The organism is Flavobacterium supellecticarium (genome assembly GCF_004801375.1).
GTDB lineage: Bacteria > Bacteroidota > Bacteroidia > Flavobacteriales > Flavobacteriaceae > Flavobacterium > Flavobacterium supellecticarium.
The window spans coordinates 458,611-474,804 of the sequence record NZ_SSNZ01000001.1 but is presented as its reverse complement, the minus strand read 5'-3'; the positions used below and the strand labels follow the sequence as shown (position 1 = coordinate 474,804).

Annotated in this window: 18 protein-coding genes and 1 other RNA gene; 8 read left to right on the top strand and 11 right to left on the bottom strand. The window is 37.0% G+C overall.

Going from position 1 to position 16,194, the window contains the following annotated elements; translation table 11 throughout:
• Positions 1-6 precede the first annotated feature (6 nt).
• Positions 7-585 carry an NAD(P)H-dependent oxidoreductase gene (locus E6C50_RS02355; RefSeq protein WP_136401591.1) on the top strand — a complete coding sequence of 193 codons (579 nt, stop codon included), beginning with the start codon at positions 7-9 and terminating at the stop codon, positions 583-585.
• A 3-nt stretch (positions 586-588) separates the two neighbouring features.
• Here the strand turns inward: E6C50_RS02355 and E6C50_RS02350 are convergent, their stop codons facing one another.
• The 3 genes from E6C50_RS02350 to E6C50_RS02340 form a co-directional block, all read right to left on the bottom strand.
• Positions 589-1,218, bottom strand: a complete 630-nt coding sequence (locus tag E6C50_RS02350) for a DNA polymerase III subunit gamma/tau (protein ID WP_230978937.1) — start codon at positions 1,216-1,218, stop codon at positions 589-591.
• 53 nt (positions 1,219-1,271) lie between these two features.
• The gene (gene dnaX / locus E6C50_RS02345; protein WP_136401590.1) at positions 1,272-2,357 is read right to left on the bottom strand and encodes a DNA polymerase III subunit gamma/tau; all 1,086 of its coding nucleotides are present in this window, start codon (positions 2,355-2,357) and stop codon (positions 1,272-1,274) included.
• A gap of 89 nt (positions 2,358-2,446) precedes the next feature.
• Positions 2,447-2,746, bottom strand: coding sequence for a hypothetical protein (locus E6C50_RS02340; RefSeq protein WP_136401589.1), 300 nt, complete (start codon positions 2,744-2,746; stop codon positions 2,447-2,449).
• 119 nt (positions 2,747-2,865) lie between these two features.
• Between E6C50_RS02340 and rnpB the strand changes: the two genes are divergently transcribed.
• Positions 2,866-3,188, top strand: an RNA gene (gene rnpB / locus E6C50_RS02335) — RNase P RNA component class A.
• 3 nt (positions 3,189-3,191) lie between these two features.
• Here the strand turns inward: rnpB and rsmD are convergent.
• Both rsmD and E6C50_RS02325 read right to left on the bottom strand, forming a co-directional pair.
• Positions 3,192-3,779 (bottom strand): 16S rRNA (guanine(966)-N(2))-methyltransferase RsmD, encoded by a 588-nt coding sequence (gene rsmD / locus E6C50_RS02330; protein ID WP_136401588.1) that lies wholly within the window; start codon positions 3,777-3,779, stop codon positions 3,192-3,194.
• Positions 3,776-4,585 carry a DUF3822 family protein gene (locus tag E6C50_RS02325; RefSeq protein WP_136401587.1) on the bottom strand — a complete coding sequence of 270 codons (810 nt, stop codon included), beginning with the start codon at positions 4,583-4,585 and terminating at the stop codon, positions 3,776-3,778. Before E6C50_RS02325 ends, rsmD begins: the two co-directional genes overlap by 4 nt.
• Before the next feature lie 145 nt (positions 4,586-4,730).
• Between E6C50_RS02325 and E6C50_RS02320 the strand changes: the two genes are divergently transcribed.
• Positions 4,731-6,155 carry an ATP-dependent DNA helicase gene (locus E6C50_RS02320; RefSeq protein WP_136401586.1) on the top strand — a complete coding sequence of 475 codons (1,425 nt, stop codon included), beginning with the start codon at positions 4,731-4,733 and terminating at the stop codon, positions 6,153-6,155.
• A gap of 34 nt (positions 6,156-6,189) precedes the next feature.
• Complete coding sequence (kdsB, locus tag E6C50_RS02315) at positions 6,190-6,921, top strand: 3-deoxy-manno-octulosonate cytidylyltransferase (RefSeq protein ID WP_136401585.1); 732 nt, start codon at positions 6,190-6,192, stop codon at positions 6,919-6,921.
• A gap of 50 nt (positions 6,922-6,971) precedes the next feature.
• Here the strand turns inward: kdsB and E6C50_RS02310 are convergent, their stop codons facing one another.
• The 4 genes from E6C50_RS02310 to E6C50_RS02295 all read right to left on the bottom strand — a co-directional run bounded on the left by E6C50_RS02310 (position 6,972) and on the right by E6C50_RS02295 (position 10,063).
• On the bottom strand, positions 6,972-7,742 hold the full coding sequence (locus E6C50_RS02310; protein WP_136401584.1) for a copper resistance protein NlpE: 771 nt from the start codon (positions 7,740-7,742) through the stop codon (positions 6,972-6,974).
• Between the two features lie 133 nt (positions 7,743-7,875).
• Entirely contained in the window at positions 7,876-8,442 is a 567-nt protein-coding gene (locus tag E6C50_RS02305) for a DUF417 family protein (RefSeq protein ID WP_136401583.1), read from the bottom strand.
• 68 nt (positions 8,443-8,510) lie between these two features.
• A complete protein-coding gene (locus E6C50_RS02300) occupies positions 8,511-9,398 on the bottom strand; it encodes a helix-turn-helix domain-containing protein (protein ID WP_136401582.1) in 888 nt (295 codons plus the stop codon).
• A 2-nt stretch (positions 9,399-9,400) separates the two neighbouring features.
• Positions 9,401-10,063 carry a spermidine synthase gene (locus tag E6C50_RS02295; RefSeq protein WP_136402058.1) on the bottom strand — a complete coding sequence of 221 codons (663 nt, stop codon included), beginning with the start codon at positions 10,061-10,063 and terminating at the stop codon, positions 9,401-9,403.
• Positions 10,064-10,122: 59 nt separating this feature from the next.
• Between E6C50_RS02295 and E6C50_RS02290 the strand changes: the two genes are divergently transcribed.
• Positions 10,123-10,695, top strand: coding sequence for a 1-acyl-sn-glycerol-3-phosphate acyltransferase (locus E6C50_RS02290; protein WP_136401581.1), 573 nt, complete (start codon positions 10,123-10,125; stop codon positions 10,693-10,695).
• A 298-nt stretch (positions 10,696-10,993) separates the two neighbouring features.
• Here the strand turns inward: E6C50_RS02290 and E6C50_RS02285 are convergent, their stop codons facing one another.
• Positions 10,994-11,401 carry a helix-turn-helix transcriptional regulator gene (locus E6C50_RS02285; RefSeq protein WP_136401580.1) on the bottom strand — a complete coding sequence of 136 codons (408 nt, stop codon included), beginning with the start codon at positions 11,399-11,401 and terminating at the stop codon, positions 10,994-10,996.
• Positions 11,402-11,692: 291 nt separating this feature from the next.
• Here E6C50_RS02285 and E6C50_RS02280 point away from each other — a divergent pair, with 291 nt between their 5' ends.
• The 3 genes from E6C50_RS02280 (at position 11,693) to E6C50_RS02270 (ending at position 14,018) form a co-directional block, all read left to right on the top strand.
• The gene (locus E6C50_RS02280) at positions 11,693-12,847 is read left to right on the top strand and encodes a M14 family metallopeptidase (protein ID WP_136401579.1); all 1,155 of its coding nucleotides are present in this window, start codon (positions 11,693-11,695) and stop codon (positions 12,845-12,847) included.
• Positions 12,848-12,928: 81 nt separating this feature from the next.
• On the top strand, positions 12,929-13,408 hold the full coding sequence (locus E6C50_RS02275) for an Lrp/AsnC family transcriptional regulator (RefSeq protein WP_136401578.1): 480 nt from the start codon (positions 12,929-12,931) through the stop codon (positions 13,406-13,408).
• Between the two features lie 82 nt (positions 13,409-13,490).
• On the top strand, positions 13,491-14,018 hold the full coding sequence (locus E6C50_RS02270) for a DinB family protein (protein WP_136401577.1): 528 nt from the start codon (positions 13,491-13,493) through the stop codon (positions 14,016-14,018).
• A 36-nt stretch (positions 14,019-14,054) separates the two neighbouring features.
• Here the strand turns inward: E6C50_RS02270 and E6C50_RS02265 are convergent, their stop codons facing one another.
• On the bottom strand, positions 14,055-16,154 hold the full coding sequence (locus E6C50_RS02265; protein ID WP_136401576.1) for an LTA synthase family protein: 2,100 nt from the start codon (positions 16,152-16,154) through the stop codon (positions 14,055-14,057).
• Between the last annotated feature and the right edge of the window lie 40 nt (positions 16,155-16,194).

The window sequence follows — 16,194 nt, the reverse complement described above, 5'->3', positions numbered from 1 at the left end:
GTAGTTATGAAAAACATACTGATCATTAATGGCCACCCAAACAAAGACAGTTTTAATTTCGCTTTAGCGGATGCGTATCTAAGAGGAGTGCAAACAACTGATGCAAAAGTGTCGGTTGTAACGATAGCCGATTTGGATTTTGATCCGAATTTGCGTTTTGGCTATCAAAAACGGATGGAATTGGAACCGGATTTACAAAAAGCATGGGAATTAATTCAGCAAGCCGATCATTTGGTTTGGGTACATCCGGTTTGGTGGGGCGGGCTTCCTGCGATTACCAAGGGATTTTTGGATCGCCTTTTTTTACCCGGAATGGCATTTCGCTACCGTAAAGATTCCGTTTGGTGGGATAAATTACTAAACGGAAAAACAGCCCGAATTATAACAACATTGGATCAGCCGGGTTTTTATTATTGGCTGGTTTATGGAAAACCGAGTGTCAATCAGTTAAAAAAAGCCGTATTGGAATTTTGTGGCGTAAAACCGGTAAAGGTGTCGTATTTTGGAATTATAAAAACGTCAAATGCGGAACAACGCAAAAAATGGTTGGAAAAAGCCTTTCGTTTAGGACAAAAACTGGCCTAAAGATTATATATCAAGGTCAAATGTTTTACGCAATAATTCCAAAGCCGGATTGATGGCTTTTAATTTGTCAAATTTTTCCAAAGCCGTAAAAGCATATTTGGTTTCAACAACTTCATTGACATGGACATTGATAACAATGTCGTGGTTATGTAATTTTCCGCGTAAATAGCCTAGAAGTTCAATTTTATTATTGTCAAAATCAACTTTGGAGCCTTCGTTTGGCAACTCGAGTTTTATAGTTGTACCATCGGCATCCAAAACCGGATCGTTGATTTGCATATAAGTGGCCATAATTTTTTGCCCTTTATCACTTAAACGTTGTGCAAATTTATTCCATTGCAACAACATATCGGTTTCGGAAAAGGCTTCCCGCGGAAGTTCATCGTGTTGTAATACATTGGCTTTTTGCTGCGCTTCCAGTTCCTTTTTGGCCCGGATACTGGCCAACGAAAAAGCAGAAACTTTCTTTTCGGCATTCAGGTCGGGAGCAAGCATAGGTTTAATCTCCGGCGTAACCATTTTTACCGCTACAGGTTCCGGATTAACAGGAACAACTGTAGCAGCAACTTCCTGCGACGGAACGTTTGCCGGATGCGGATTGGGTTGCGCCTGAGTTTGTGGAATGGCAGTCACCTCCGGGCTTGATGCGACCGGTTTGGGATTATTCCTGAAAAAATCGGGAGGGATTATGTATGACTTAGCTTTTTTTTTTCTCCATCAAAAGTAATGGAGGCCAGTTGCATCAGGCATAATTCAACTAAAAGACGTTGGTTCTGACTGCTTTTGTATTTTAAATCACAATCGTTTGCCACATCAATTCCCTGTAACAGGAATTCCTGAGACGTTTTTTGAGCCTGTTCTTTGTATAAATTCTGTGCCACTTCGCCAGCTTCCAATAATACTAAAGTTGCCGGATTTTTACATACCAACAAATCTCTGAAATGTGAGGCCAGTCCGGCTATAAAATGATGACCATCGAATCCTTTTGCCAGTATATCGTTATAAGCTAACAATAATTCCGGAATCCTGTTTTCCAGAATCAGATCTGTTACTTTAATATAATATTCGTAATCTAATACATTTAGGTTTTCGGTTACCGCCTGACGTGTCAGATTAGTTCCACAATAGGAAACTACACGGTCAAAAATGGACAAAGCATCACGCATTGCACCATCTGCTTTTTGAGCAATGATATGGAGTGCATCGTCTTCAAAAACAATATTCTGACTTTTAGCTACTTCGGCAAGGTGTTCTTTGGCATCCTTAACGGTAATACGCTTAAAATCAAAAATCTGACAACGCGACAAAATAGTTGGGATAATCTTGTGTTTTTCGGTAGTTGCCAGGATAAAAATAGCATGCTTTGGCGGTTCCTCTAATGTTTTAAGGAAGGCGTTAAAAGCTGCCTGGGAAAGCATATGCACCTCGTCGATGATATATACTTTAAATTTTCCGGTTTGCGGTGGGATACGTACCTGATCAATAAGGTTACGGATATCGTCTACAGAGTTATTCGAAGCCGCATCCAGTTCAAATACATTAAATGCAAAATCTTCGTATGGATCATCGTAACCTTCCTGATTGATTTTACGAGCCAGAATACGCGCACAAGTAGTTTTTCCAACACCACGCGGACCTGTAAAGAGCAACGCCTGCGCCAGATGGTTATTATCGATAGCGTTTAATAAAGTATTGGTAATAGCCTGCTGACCCACTACGTCTTTAAACGTTTGCGGTCGGTATTTACGGGCTGATACGATGAATTGTTCCATGACTTTATATTACAGCAAATATAGCGGTAAAAATAGCAAATTGCAAAACCGGCTGCAGATAGTTTTTAACAATATAAAGGGATAACACGCTATTCGGTTCTGCCTTTTATACTTAGGTCAATTAATACTTTTTCAATGTCATTTTCGGAAGAAGCCAATTGTCCGGCTACAAATACACCTTTTTCTCCGGTAATGGATTTAATACCATATACGGTAGCTTCATCGTCGGGATTGGTTTGGCCTTCGTAACGGTAAATATGAACGATCTCGTAATTGGATGGATTTTGAATAATATCCTGTTCGTGAATATTAAAATCGACAGAAAAACCTTTTTCGGCCAGTTCTTCCAAAGCTTTGGTAACGGTGGCATAGTGATACATACGGATCATAATTTAAAATTTGAGGATACACTTTAAAGATAAGCATTTTATTCTCAACAGACTATAAAGCAATGTTAAAGTACTGTTGTTTAAAATGCCTGAAACACGAATATTCTGCTATCTTTGCAGCCGCAGACCGCCTTATCGTCGTTCCGATTCTTCGGAAGGGAGGAAAGTCCGGACACCACAGAGTAGCATAGCGGGTAACACCCGTCAGTTCCGAATTTATCGGGATTAGGACAAGTGCAACAGAAAGTATGTACAGGTAATGCTGTAGTGAAACCAGGTAAACTCTATGCGGTGAAATGCCATGTATATCAACATTTAAGGGCTGCTCGTCCGTTGTTGAGGGGTAGGCAGATAGATCCCGACAGTAATGTCGGGGCTAGATAAATGATAAGGGTTCCGATGTATCGGAATACAGAATCCGGCTTACAGGTCTGCTTTTTTTATTTTAACTGTCAAATTCGTCTTCCTCGTCGGTAACATCTTCTTCCGTATCGTTTTCCAATTCAAAAAAAGAAAATACCGAACCGCCGTAGTTTTTCAAAAAGGAAAAATTAGCCATATGACTAATAGGAGTATGTTTGGAATGCTCAATGATCATCATACCATCTTCTTCCAGTAGTTCGTTTTCAAATACCAGACTAACAATGCGTTCAAAGTCTTTTTGTTCCATTCCGTAAGGCGGATCGGCAAAAATAATATCAAAAGTAGCTTTGCTTTTTTCTAAAAATTTAAACACATCACTTTTGATCGCTGTAATGTCAAAGTCAAATTCCTTTGCAGTTTTTTTGATAAACGTAACACAACCATAATCGCCATCTACACTTGTAATCGGACCGGAACCGCGGGACGCAAATTCATAACTGATGTTTCCGGTACCGGCAAACAAATCCAGAACCCGTAATTCTGAAAAATTAAAATAATTGTTTAATATATTAAACAAGGATTCCTTCGACATATCGGTTGTCGGTCGGACAGGTAAATTTTTCGGAGGATTGATACGTCTTCCTTTATATTTTCCGGAAATTATTCTCATGAATGGAGGAGGATAAAATTTTCTAAAATACTGTTTTCTTCAAGCGAATAGCGTTTTTGCAAGGCCTGCGTATCCAACAACGCTATATTGCGCACATAACGGTAGGCAATTTCATAGCAGGGATGATTCAGGGTTATTTTACCTAACAAATTTACGACTACCGTTTCCGGATTGAGCTGTAATTGTTCGAGGGTAAACAACAGATAATACACAAAATCTTCGGGTGTTTTATATTCAAAAGAATTAAATAATAATAACTTTAAATTATGACTTATAATTATTTCAAAATGAGTGTTTTGAATATGGATAAAAACCTGTTTTTCTTCTTTGTTTCGCGATAAATCCAACAAAGCCGAAACCAAGGGGGTATTGCTATTTTTATAGTCAAAACTTCCGAACTGATCAATCAGGAAATTATTCGCATTTACAAACGGAACATATACATTATTCATTTCGTGAACCTCGATTTCATCAAAAGCAAAAAAATCGGATTCAAATACTTTGGTATTGTATTGCAAATAGCTTCCCAGAAAATTTTCATCGAAAAGTGCCTTGGGTACAAAAGTGTTAAAATTATTGTCGTGCAAAACCACAATGTCGTCATAGTGCCGCGTTAATGCAGGATAGTCCACAAATGTTCTCCATAATTGATCTTCCAGCGATTGGGTATAATTAAATGCAACAGACTCTAATTCCAGAATACGATCATTCAGTGTGTCGGTAACACAAAATGAAAATCCGTTTGGAGCGACCTTAAGGGACAATTTTTTATAGTTTTTCAAAGCTATCGTGGCAGTTGATGACATTATCTGAAATCGTAATTGATAGCAAATTTACATTTTTTTTGCCACGGAAACCGATTTGGGATAAAAAAGGTATGTATCTTTGGACTTCTTTTCCGTTGTAGTAGTCACGCGGGTTTTACAACTTCAATATGTTATTTTGGTTTTCATGAATTCCGGTAAATTTTATAATGCTTTAAAACAAAACTTTCCGTATTTGCCCACGCAAAAACAGGATATCTTTTTTCAGAAAATAGCCGATTTTATTATAAACGAAAATGATGATGAAATTTTCCTGCTTAAAGGTTATGCCGGAACGGGAAAAACAACAGTGATTTCTACTATTGTCAATCAACTGAAAGACGTTAGTAAAAAATATGTTTTGCTGGCACCTACGGGACGAGCGGCAAAAGTGATTTCCAATTACTCCCAAAAACCGGCATTTACGATTCATAAACGTATTTATTTTCCAAAAAAGGGAAGTGGTGGCGGTGTTCATTTTACAATGCAACCGAATAAGTTCAAAAATACGGTGTTTATCGTCGATGAAGCATCTATGATTTCTGATGCGAATAGTGATTCGGGTATGTATGAAAATGGCTCGTTATTGGATGATTTGATTCTTTATATTTACTCGGGTTATAAATGCAAAATGATACTGGTAGGCGATACAGCACAGTTGCCACCGGTAAATATGGAAGTGAGTCCGGCTTTAAATATCGACGGGCTTGCGATGAATTACAGCATGGAAATACAGCATATCGAGCTGGACGAAGTAATGCGACAGGAGGAGAAGTCCGGAATTTTGTTTAATGCTACCGAATTACGGGAAATTCTAAAATCGCAGTTTATCGAGTCGTTTCAATTCCGATTACGTGGTTTTAAAGATATTATCCGATTAACGGATGGTTATGATATACAAGATGCGATTCACCAGGCTTACAGCAATTATAGTATCGAAGATACCGCATTTATCGTACGCTCCAATAAAAGAGCCAATCAGTACAACCAGCAGATTCGTTCGCGTATTTTGGACAAAGAAAGTGAATTATCGGCGGGCGATTTTATGATGGTGGTCAAAAACAATTATTTCTGGCTTAAGGATTCCGATGAAGCCGGTTTTATCGCAAATGGCGACATTATTGAGATTCTCGAAATTTTTAAAATTCAGGAACTATACGGATTCAAATTTGCCAAAGTAAAAATCCGAATGGTCGATTATCCAAATCAGATTCCGTTCGAAACCGTAATGATCCTGGATACGATCATAAGTGAGTCACCGTCATTAACGTATGAACAGTCCAATTTATTATATCAGGAAGTACTATTGGACTATCAAGACGAACGTACACAATATCGCAAATTACAGAAAGTAAAGGCCAATCCGTATTTTAATGCCCTTCAGGTAAAATTTTCTTATGCCATTACCTGCCATAAATCGCAGGGTGGACAATGGAATACGGTTTTTATCGAACAACCGTATTTGCCAGAAGGTATTAACCGGGATTATATTCGCTGGTTGTATACCGCCATGACACGAGCCAAAGACAAATTGTATCTTATTGGTTTTAAGGATGAGTATTTTGAAGATTGATTTGTATTTTTAGAATTTAAACAGAAAACATACTATGAAAATAATAGCTGTAATTCCGGCGCGATATGCCTCAACACGTTTTCCTGCCAAATTAATGCAGGATTTGGGCGGTAAAACGGTGATTTTAAGAACCTACGAAAGTGCCTTGCAAACAAACTTATTTGATGATGTTTTTGTGGTTACCGATTCGGATCTTATTTTTCAGGAAATTGTTTCAAATGGCGGTAAGGCAATTATGAGCATCAAGGAACACGAAAGTGGAAGCGATCGGATTGCAGAAGCGGTTGAAAACATGGATGTTGACATTGTAGTTAATGTACAAGGCGACGAACCATTTATCAACAAAGAACCGCTGGAAAAAGTCCTGCACATTTTTAGAAATGATACCGAAAAAACGGTTGATCTGGCGTCTGTGATGCGGGAAATTACCGATATAAAAGAAATTAAAAATCCGAACAATGTAAAAGTTATTGTCGATCAAAAAGGTTTTGCCTTGTATTTTTCCCGTTCGGTGATACCGTATCCGCGCGAAACAAATGTAGGCGTACGGTATATGCAGCATATCGGGATTTATGCATTCCGCAAGGAAGCCTTACTGGATTTCTACCGTTTGCCGATGCTCTCATTGGAAGCTTCTGAAAAATTAGAACAATTACGCTATCTGGAATATGGAAAACGTATCCGAATGGTCGAAACGACCCATGTTGGCATTGGAATTGATACACCGGAAGATTTGGAAAAAGCACGTAAAATGATCCTAAAATAAAAAAGGAGAATTAATTTCTCCTTTTTTGTTATCGTATTGTTCTTTTTTCTTTATTCCCGGTTGTAATCACCACCTAAAGTACCACCGCCACCGCAGAAATACATCAGGTCATAACGTTCGTTAAATTTAGAAGTCGACACTGTTGCTGTTTTGCTGTCAAACGAAATGGTCATTATGGCTTTTAAATTGGGATTAGTATCTTTTAAGTTGACTTCGATTCGGTTATTTACCAAAACACCTTTGCCTTTAAATTCACAGCCTTTTTTGGTCGCTGCTTTAAAAGTTACCGCCACATCAAATTCGTTATCGGTTGTATTTTTTAAGGATAAGGTTTGATAGTAGCCTTTTCCAACTTCACCCTGAATATAATTTCCGTTAAGTGTTTTCGGTTCCAATGGTTTTTCTTTTGACAAAATATAATGGGAAGCCAAATCGGTTTGCACTTCTTTTTTATCCTGGTCGAGTATCGCTATGGTGCTATCGGTTTTAATCAGGTAAAATTCTTTCTGATTGTCCGCGAAAGTAACCTCTACATAAGGTCCGTTTAATTTCCAGTTTCCCTTTTCGGTTTCACTGGTTTTATCCCGATCCTGATACAGAATCGTTTTCGAAACAGTGGCGTCATCATTAAAAGCCACAGTTGTCTCAATTCCGGGGCAATCAGCGCATGGTAAAACACCTTCATACATACCCGAAACGGTTCTGGTTACTTGTGTACTGTCGGCAGCGGACGTTTCTTTTGCCACATTTCCCGTTTTTTTACAGGCGGTGAGCGACAATAGAGCGACGAATACCAACGATGTTAAAGGTTTTTTCATCATAATTTTTTGTTTTTATTGTTATTTAAAACAATTCCCATCAAAAAGCTTACCAAAGTGGCTTGTATTTTATATTTTTTGTAGTCTTTTACAGCATGTCTCAAATTGACTCCAGAAACGAACATCAATAAACATTTTATTTCTTTTTTAAATCCAGATAACGACGAGCCGCCTGACTCATGGTTACCAATGCCGCACCTAGCATAATAACATCTTTTATTACCAATCGTCCGGCGCCACTCAGATACGGAAATCCGTGCTCGGAATCACCCAAATCAGGAACCCAGGCTTCGGGTGTGGTAATCAAAAAAGATAGCGTCACAAATGCCATTCCAAAAGCTAAAAAACTTCCTACAGCCGATACGCCGGGTGCAACAGGATATAATGCAATCAGTATTCCGATTCCAACAATCAAAGCACCTAAACCATACGAAAAAGCATAGGTATTATTTTCTTTATGCCAGGCTATATTGTCCGGCTTGTATTCGCCCTCCTTATTCATATGGGTTTTATAATCCGGAGTGTCATAATGATAGAAGAAATTCATAAACGGGCTATTCGCAACAAACGGAACGATTCCATTGGCTTCATAACGAAAGGCTTTTAATCCGCCAATCCAGATTAAAACCACAATTAAACCAATTCGCGTTAACTGGATTCCGGTTTGTTGCAAACGGGCCGCATACTCAAATAATTTATCCATAATAATGATTTTTAGATTATAAGACAAAGATCCGGCTTATTGTTTAAACAGAAAATAAACAAAAAGGACTAAGGAATGGACAAAAATCCTTTTCGGATTTTCCATTCTTCTTCCCGGAAGTGTTTGGGCGAAAGTCCGATATGTTTTTTAAAAAACCGACTAAAATAGTATTCGTCTTTAAATCCAAGATCGGAAGCAATGGTTTTAATTTGCGTATTGGTGTGCAATAATTCCCATTTGGCTTTTAGGATTAGTTTTTCTAGTATCAGTGCCGAAACGGTTTTCTGATAATATTTTTTGGTTGCCGTACTAAGGGCTTTAACTGTAGTATTTAATTTTTCGGCATAAAAAGCCGGCTGGTGTTGCGACTGAAAATGTTCGTCAATCAGATTGGTTAATTGTAACAGGTAATCGGGAAGCATCGGAACATCAGGAGAAATCAGAGTTTCCGTTTCATTTTTGAGTCGTGTTAATTTGATCAGGAATATTTTGAGGTAGGAAAAAACAAGTTCGTTTGAAGCCAATTCCATTTCATTGATTTCACTTTTGATATTCTGAAATAACGTCCGTAATTCATCACGGTCTTTGGAAGGAATCGCAATTTTAGATGTCGCATAACTATTATTAAACAACACACCATTACAACCTACCTGATGGTGATACGTTTCGATACAAAAGAAATTAGCGTGAAATAATAGGAGTGTAGCCTTGGTTGTCTCTTTTGAATGTAGCGCAAATGCCTGATAGGTATTAAAACAGTAAATCTCATTTTCGACATAAGGCGCTTTCATCAGATCGGTTTCTACGATTCCGTTACCGCTATGAATCCATAAAATCGCAAAATAATTGGTGTGCAACGGCCAACTTTCATCAGCAATTGAAATTTCCATTATTAGTATCGGTGTGCATTCTTTGGACGCTTTTTTGATTTCAAGTGCGATGGTGTTTGTTAGCATAATCAGGCCAATTTTTTAATGGTAAATAATTCGTTGTGATCCTCGACTTTCGGATACATCCGCACCGAATAATTCGGATCAAATCGCGAACGATAATCACTGTTTCGTTGTTTGTGATCGCTGTTTAAAACCATGGTATTAAACAAAATAAAACCATTTACAGTAAGTAAAAAGTTAATCCTGTTTATAAAGAATTCTTCAAACAAAAAGTTCGGCATTACCGTATCCTGAAATACATCAATAATGATCAAATCGTATTTTTCACGGGTTTTTAAAACAAACTCAAAAGCATCATCCTGTATAATGGTGAAATTCGGAATCGTATCGATTTGAAAATATTGTTTCGCCAGTGCTATCGCTTCCGGATCGAGTTCCACACCGGTAATTTGACCTTTAAAGCCAATTTCATCCGTTAGCGTTTTAACCACACTACCGCCAGCGACACCCAAAACAAGGATGCTTTTAAAATTACGTATTCTCTCGAAACCGATATAATGCAGTCCTTTTCGGAGGATTCGCTGTAAACTACCGTAAGAGTAATTGGTGTTTTTAGAGTCCATTACCAGTTGACCATTGGTCCAGGTAACTTCCAGGTTTTTATTGATTGCTGATTTTTTTTGGTGAATTTTAATCGGAATAAAGTAACTCAGTAGTTTCTTCGATATCATTTGGCAACATTTTCTATTCGTAAATATAATGCTATTTTTACAGCAAACTTTTTAAAATGAAACAAAATCTTTATCGTTTTATCTTCTTTAAGTGTATGGGCTGGTCGATTAACGGAACCATTGCTCCTGAAATCAAAAAATGTGTGATGATAGTGGTACCACACACGAGTTGGCACGACTTTTACCTTGGTGTTTTTACACGTGGAATTATGAATCAGGAGATGAATTTTGTGGCTAAAAAAGAATTATTTACATTTCCTTTCGGAGCTTATTTCCGATGGATGGGCGGTGCTCCATTAAACCGTCAGAAAAACGAAAATAAAGTCGATGCAATAGCCAAAGTTTTTGAAAATAAAGCTGTTTTCCGACTCGCTATAGCGCCCGAAGGTACCCGAAAAAGAGTAACCGAATGGAAGACAGGGTTTTATTATATCGCCTTAAAAGCAGAAGTCCCTATAATTCCGGTTGCCTTTGATTATGGTAAAAAAGAGGTAAAAATTGGCGAGCCATTTTATCCGACAGGAAACCGGGACAACGATTTTGAAATATTGGAACAAAATTATGTCGGTGTAACTGGAAAAATTCCGGAATATAGCTTTGTGTCGAAAAAAAAAATCGTAAAAAAATAAACTTTTCTAAAACCATAAATTTACCTCTTTCGTATATACCCTGAAATTAGATTTTTGATTTGGTATTAATTCAGGCTTTTACCAGGCAAAACTAATTGGCATCTTTTCTGCCCAGAGTAGGGAAACAGCAGTGGATAAAACTGTATTTCCGGTTTTTTGGGAGGAAACATCGGGGAAAAATTGCTATGAATTAATGCTAATGAATAATACAGTTTAGGGCAGAAAAGTTTGTTTTTATTTTAACGTTTGTGGTTGGTTATAGATCTCCGTTGTCAGTCAAGTATCGATAGCGGAGATTTTATTTTTGTATGTATTCCTTAAAAGTTCCGTTTTTAAAAAAGATTACAATGCGCTCAATCTCGTCGGCATCTTTTAGAGATAAATACGGTTTCGGTTCCGATACAGCCTCAACGGATTCTTCTGGCGTTGTAAATAAATCGGATGCGACAACAGTAGGTGGTGGAACAGGCGTTAACTCTTGTTTTGGAAATTCTCCTTTCCCATTTAAAATCCAGTACAGATCGACTTCTGGATAATACGCAATTATTTTAAGTATAAAATCCAAACTTGGTTTGTTTCTACCAGAGAGTAGGTGTGATAAACTGGAGCGTTGTACACCTATTGAATCAGCAAAAGCCGAAGCCGAAAGTCCATAATACTCGAGCAGTATTTCCAGTCGTTTGATAAAGTCATCAGTGTTTACCATTGTAAAACATCTTTTGAGTTAGCGAATTACAAATGTAAATATTTTTAAAATACAATCAGAGGTTACAATTGTAAATTGTCAATTATTATATATAGTAATACTTAATATAAAAAATATTAATACATTGATATTAATTGCATTAATTTAAAATAAACACAGTTAATAACCGGTGGTAATGTCGTAAACATCTGTAATCAATCCATTGTTTACAGGCGTAAATTCAATCAGATTTCTTTTTGTTTACAATTGTAATTTATTAGATGTTTACTTTTGTAAATAAAATCAATCACCGTGGAATTCAAAAAAATAGTTGGTCAATTTAAAGAAAAGACACTTTCAGGACGCTATATTACCAATAGTGCTATAGAGCCGATTTTAAAACATCTCGGATCCGATTTTAAAGTGAATACTCCGGCCGTGTCCGTTAAACAACAACCTATATATACAGTTGAAGTAGGTCGCGGGAATCATAAGATCTATATGTGGTCGCAAATGCATGGTAACGAATCAACGACGACTAAAGCGGTATTCGACTTTATAAATTTATTAAATAGTACAAATCCCTTAGCCATTCAGTTAAAAGAAACGTTTCGTTTTTTGATTGTTCCTATTGCTAATCCGGATGGTGCTGCAGCTTACACAAGAGTTAATGCGAATGAAGTGGATCTAAATCGCGATGCACTCAATTTAAGTCAGCCGGAAAGTAAATTACTACGGGATTTATACGATACCTTTCAACCGGATTTTTGTTTTAATTTACACGATCAGCGTACCATTTTTGGAGCAGGAAATACCGGAAAACCCGCTACGGTTTCTTTTTTGGCGCCCGCCTATAATGAAGAAAGAGAGATCAATTCAGTACGGGAACAGGCCATTGGCATCATTGTTGCTATGAATGTCGCGCTACAAAAGTATATTCCAGGGCAAATAGGACGGTTTGACGATGCTTTTAATATGAATTGTATAGGAGATCGCTTTCAGTCATTAGGAACACCAACTATTCTTTTTGAGGCCGGGCATTTTCCCGGCGATTATGAAAGAGAGGTGACACGGGAATATATTTTTATAGCTTATTTAGTTGCTTTGACAACTATTTCAAAAAGCGAACATGTTAACAATAAAACAGCTGAATATTTCGATATTCCTCAAAATATGATTGTCTTTTTTGATTTTATTTATAAAAATATCAAAATCGATGCTGTTAATAACCAAAAAATTACTAATTTCGCAGCCCAATATAAAGAAACCCTCGAAAATGATAAAATTGTCTTCGAGGCGTATATTGCAGAAACAGGGACATTATCGGATTATTATGGTCATACCGAATATGATTTCAAAAATGAAAGCATTCGGAATTCAAATGGAACCATACCGGTAATTAATGACAAAGCTGATTTTTTAATAGCAAATGAACAGAAAATTGTTAATGGTTTGCTAAAAAAATGATAATTCAGTAATTATACTGAAGAATTAGTGTTAATTTGTCGTAGATTTGCATTTTGAATATAAATTGATAAATATAACTTTATGAGTAAGTTTCGTTTGGATGAAGTAGATCATCAAATTTTAGACATGTTGATTGATAATACGCGAGTGCCTTTTACCGATATTGCTAAAAAATTGCTGATCTCTGCTGGTACCGTTCACGTACGAGTAAAAAAAATGGAAGATGCAGGAATTATTCAAGGGTCTTCGTTAACACTGGATTACGAGAAATTGGGGTATTCTTTTATCGCTTACGTTGGGGTTTTCCTTCACAATACTTCTCAAACCAAATTTGTATTAGAGCGTATTAATGAAATTCCTTTTGTTACCGTAGCACACGTTACTACTGGTAAATTCAATATTTTCTGTAAAATCAGAGCTAAAGATACCAAACATGCTAAAGAAGTTATCTTTATGATTGATGATATTGATGGTGTCTACAGAACCGAAACGATGATTTCATTGGAAGAAAGTATTAACGACAAAAAACGTCTGATGCATACTATCTTTAAGGATATGTAATATTTGACTATATTTTAAGAAACCCTCAGCTAATCCTGAGGGTTTTTCTTTTTACATTTACACCAACCTTAAAACAGAACCAATGAAACCTATCGAATTAGATCCGTCTGAGTACGCACCGTATTACCAAACCTATATAAATGCTCTTGATCCGGCTATTGATCTTATAGACGAACTGGAAATAAGCCTTTACAGTACGATTCGGTTTATCCAGGATATTCCTATGGATAAATTCGATTATCGCTATGAAGAAGGGAAGTGGACCATTAAGGAAATTATCCAGCACATTATTGATACGGAACGAATATTTGCTTACCGTGCTTTGCGTTTTTCCCGAAATGACAAAACGGAATTACCCGGATTTGACGAAAATAGTTTTGCCGATGTCGTAAATCCGGTGGCTAATAAACGTCATTTAAAGGATTTATTAACGGAATTGACTATCGTACGGCAAGCTACTATTACTTTATTTAAAAGTTATACTCCTGAAGATTTGTTAAAATCGGGGATCGCTTCTCAAAACCGGATGTCGGTTCGTGCCTTAGGATTCATGATCATCGGGCATCAAAACCATCATGTCCGGGTATATCAGGAACGCTATTTATCATAATAGAAAGAGCCACGCTAAGCGTGGCTCTTTTAGTATTTAGTTGTTGTTATACAATTGTTGTTGGAGGTAATAGGATGCTATCTGGTAGTAGGCGATCGTTTCCTGCGTTAATTCTTTGCGTTCTCCGCTAAGTGGTTGTTGTTCAAAAAATAACGGTAAGGCTTTGCTTCCTTTGGCTACCGGCTGTAATTCAAGGGAAAACTGTTTTACTTTTCGTACCGGTGATAATATGGTTAAAATATTGTCTTTTATAAAACCAAGATCCTGATACGTAGCAATCAAAGCACGTGGATGGTAGCCGCTTTGAAGTACATCCTGTCCAAAGAATTTACTTTTGTAATTAAAGTTAAGGATTCCCATTAAGGTTGGCATCAAGTCAATTTGAGACATTAATATGTTATTCTGACCCGGTGTGATAAAACCTGGTGCATAAATCATTGCCGGGATATGGTATTTATCAAGTGGAAGCTCTGTTTTTCCGGCACTCGAAGCACAATGATCGGCTACAATTACAAAAACAGTATTGTTAAACCAAGGTTGTTTTTGTGCCGCTTCAAAGAATTTACGAAGCGCATAATCGGTATATTTGACACCACCTTCCCGTTGTTTTGAATCGGAAGGAATATCAATTTTGTTGTCAGGATACGTAAAAGGTCTATGGTTACTCACCGTCATAATATGATTGAAAAACGGTTTACCTTCTTTGGCTTCGTCGTTCATAACCTTGATTGCTTTGGTAAACATATCTTCGTCGCAAACACCCCAAATGTTTTGGAAGGTAATTTCTTCAGGTGTAAATGTGGTTTTGTCGACAATATCATAATTGTTTCCGCCAAAAAAGTCCCGCATATTATCAAAATAGGCATCACCTCCATACATATATTTAACGTTATATCCTTTTTCTAAAAATATATGCCCGGTAGAGAATTTATTTTTATTGTCTTTACGTTTTACAACACTTTCACCGGCTGTAGGAGGTAAAGACAAGGTTACGGCTTCCAATCCGCGAACGGTACGGTTTCCGGTAGCGTATAAATTGGTAAAGAAAAGACTTTGCTCTGCCAGTGAATCCAGAAAAGGGGTAATATTTTGTTCGTTACCATAGGCTTTCATAAATTCAGCACTTAGGCTTTCTACAGTAATTAGCACAACATTTTTATGCGTTTCAGGTCCTTTACCGGTTATCTGTCTTTCCATCGTATTTCCGGCTAATTCCGGAATTTGTTTGCGCAGCAAGGCAAATGCCTCATCTTTGGGTACATTCGTATAAAATTTAAAGTAGTCCAGTTCACTGTTTTTAAACGCCAGGAAAAAACGATAGCTACCATTGGCTTCCAGTTCGTTGGCAAAAACATTCTGAGAATCTTCTAGTCGTGCCAATGCCGGTATTGCGGTAATTGAAAGGCCGAATAATACGGCATAACCAATAGTAATGACAATTTTTTCTTTAAAGGTTGGCAGATTGTCCAGATAGTTTCGGGATCTTTTTACCACAAACCAGGTAACCAGTACGGCAACAATTCCGATTCCCGTAAAAAGCGGAACTACCGGATAGGATTCCATAATGTTCCCGATAACGGTGTTGGTATAAACCAGATAATCAACAGCTATAAAATTATAGCGTACACCAAATTCGTTCCAAAAGAAAAACTCACTAACCGTATTCTGTAGAATACAAAGGACAAAAATGAATATCGTAATGGAATATAAGGCCAATCGGATTTTAGAGCGGTATTTGGGTAAAAATAATAGTGCTCCAAACAGTACTGTTTTTAACGCTACAAAACTGATTCCAATTTCGGGAAGCACGCCTCCGTATTCGTTTAAAATCGTATTTCCAAAGCTAACATAAGCCAGCAATGCGACTAATGCACCAAAAATCAGATAGCCCCAAGGCTTGTAAAATTTTGAGTTTGAGAGAAAAACTAGATAAAGCCATAATAGAGATCCTATGATCACAAAAACAAAGAAATCTGAAATAACTCCGATCCCAAATATCTTTACGATCTCAAAAAAGCTAAACTTTGCCTGTGTTATCGGGTGAAAAATCAAGACTATTCTTAAAATAATACTTGCTATAATGTAAAATAACAATAAATTGTAAAAAGGAGTTAGCTTTTTAAGATAGGAAATCATAATATAGTTTTTAGCAAAAATATAAAAAAAGCCGTACGAT

Bases quoted from the DNA above. Each gene is read 5' to 3' on its own strand.
- E6C50_RS02355 (WP_136401591.1), top strand. From the start codon at position 7: ATGAAAAACATACTGATCATTAATGGCCACCCAAACAAAGACAGTTTT.
- dnaX (WP_136401590.1), bottom strand. From the start codon at position 2,357: ATGGAACAATTCATCGTATCAGCCCGTAAATACCGACCGCAAACGTTT.
- E6C50_RS02340 (WP_136401589.1), bottom strand. From the start codon at position 2,746: ATGATCCGTATGTATCACTATGCCACCGTTACCAAAGCTTTGGAAGAA.
- rsmD (WP_136401588.1), bottom strand. From the start codon at position 3,779: ATGAGAATAATTTCCGGAAAATATAAAGGAAGACGTATCAATCCTCCG.
- E6C50_RS02325 (WP_136401587.1), bottom strand. From the start codon at position 4,585: ATGTCATCAACTGCCACGATAGCTTTGAAAAACTATAAAAAATTGTCC.
- E6C50_RS02320 (WP_136401586.1), top strand. From the start codon at position 4,731: ATGAATTCCGGTAAATTTTATAATGCTTTAAAACAAAACTTTCCGTAT.
- kdsB (WP_136401585.1), top strand. From the start codon at position 6,190: ATGAAAATAATAGCTGTAATTCCGGCGCGATATGCCTCAACACGTTTT.
- E6C50_RS02310 (WP_136401584.1), bottom strand. From the start codon at position 7,742: ATGATGAAAAAACCTTTAACATCGTTGGTATTCGTCGCTCTATTGTCG.
- E6C50_RS02305 (WP_136401583.1), bottom strand. From the start codon at position 8,442: ATGGATAAATTATTTGAGTATGCGGCCCGTTTGCAACAAACCGGAATC.
- E6C50_RS02300 (WP_136401582.1), bottom strand. From the start codon at position 9,398: ATGCTAACAAACACCATCGCACTTGAAATCAAAAAAGCGTCCAAAGAA.
- E6C50_RS02290 (WP_136401581.1), top strand. From the start codon at position 10,123: ATGAAACAAAATCTTTATCGTTTTATCTTCTTTAAGTGTATGGGCTGG.
- E6C50_RS02285 (WP_136401580.1), bottom strand. From the start codon at position 11,401: ATGGTAAACACTGATGACTTTATCAAACGACTGGAAATACTGCTCGAG.
- E6C50_RS02275 (WP_136401578.1), top strand. From the start codon at position 12,929: ATGAGTAAGTTTCGTTTGGATGAAGTAGATCATCAAATTTTAGACATG.
- E6C50_RS02270 (WP_136401577.1), top strand. From the start codon at position 13,491: ATGAAACCTATCGAATTAGATCCGTCTGAGTACGCACCGTATTACCAA.
- E6C50_RS02265 (WP_136401576.1), bottom strand. From the start codon at position 16,154: ATGATTTCCTATCTTAAAAAGCTAACTCCTTTTTACAATTTATTGTTA.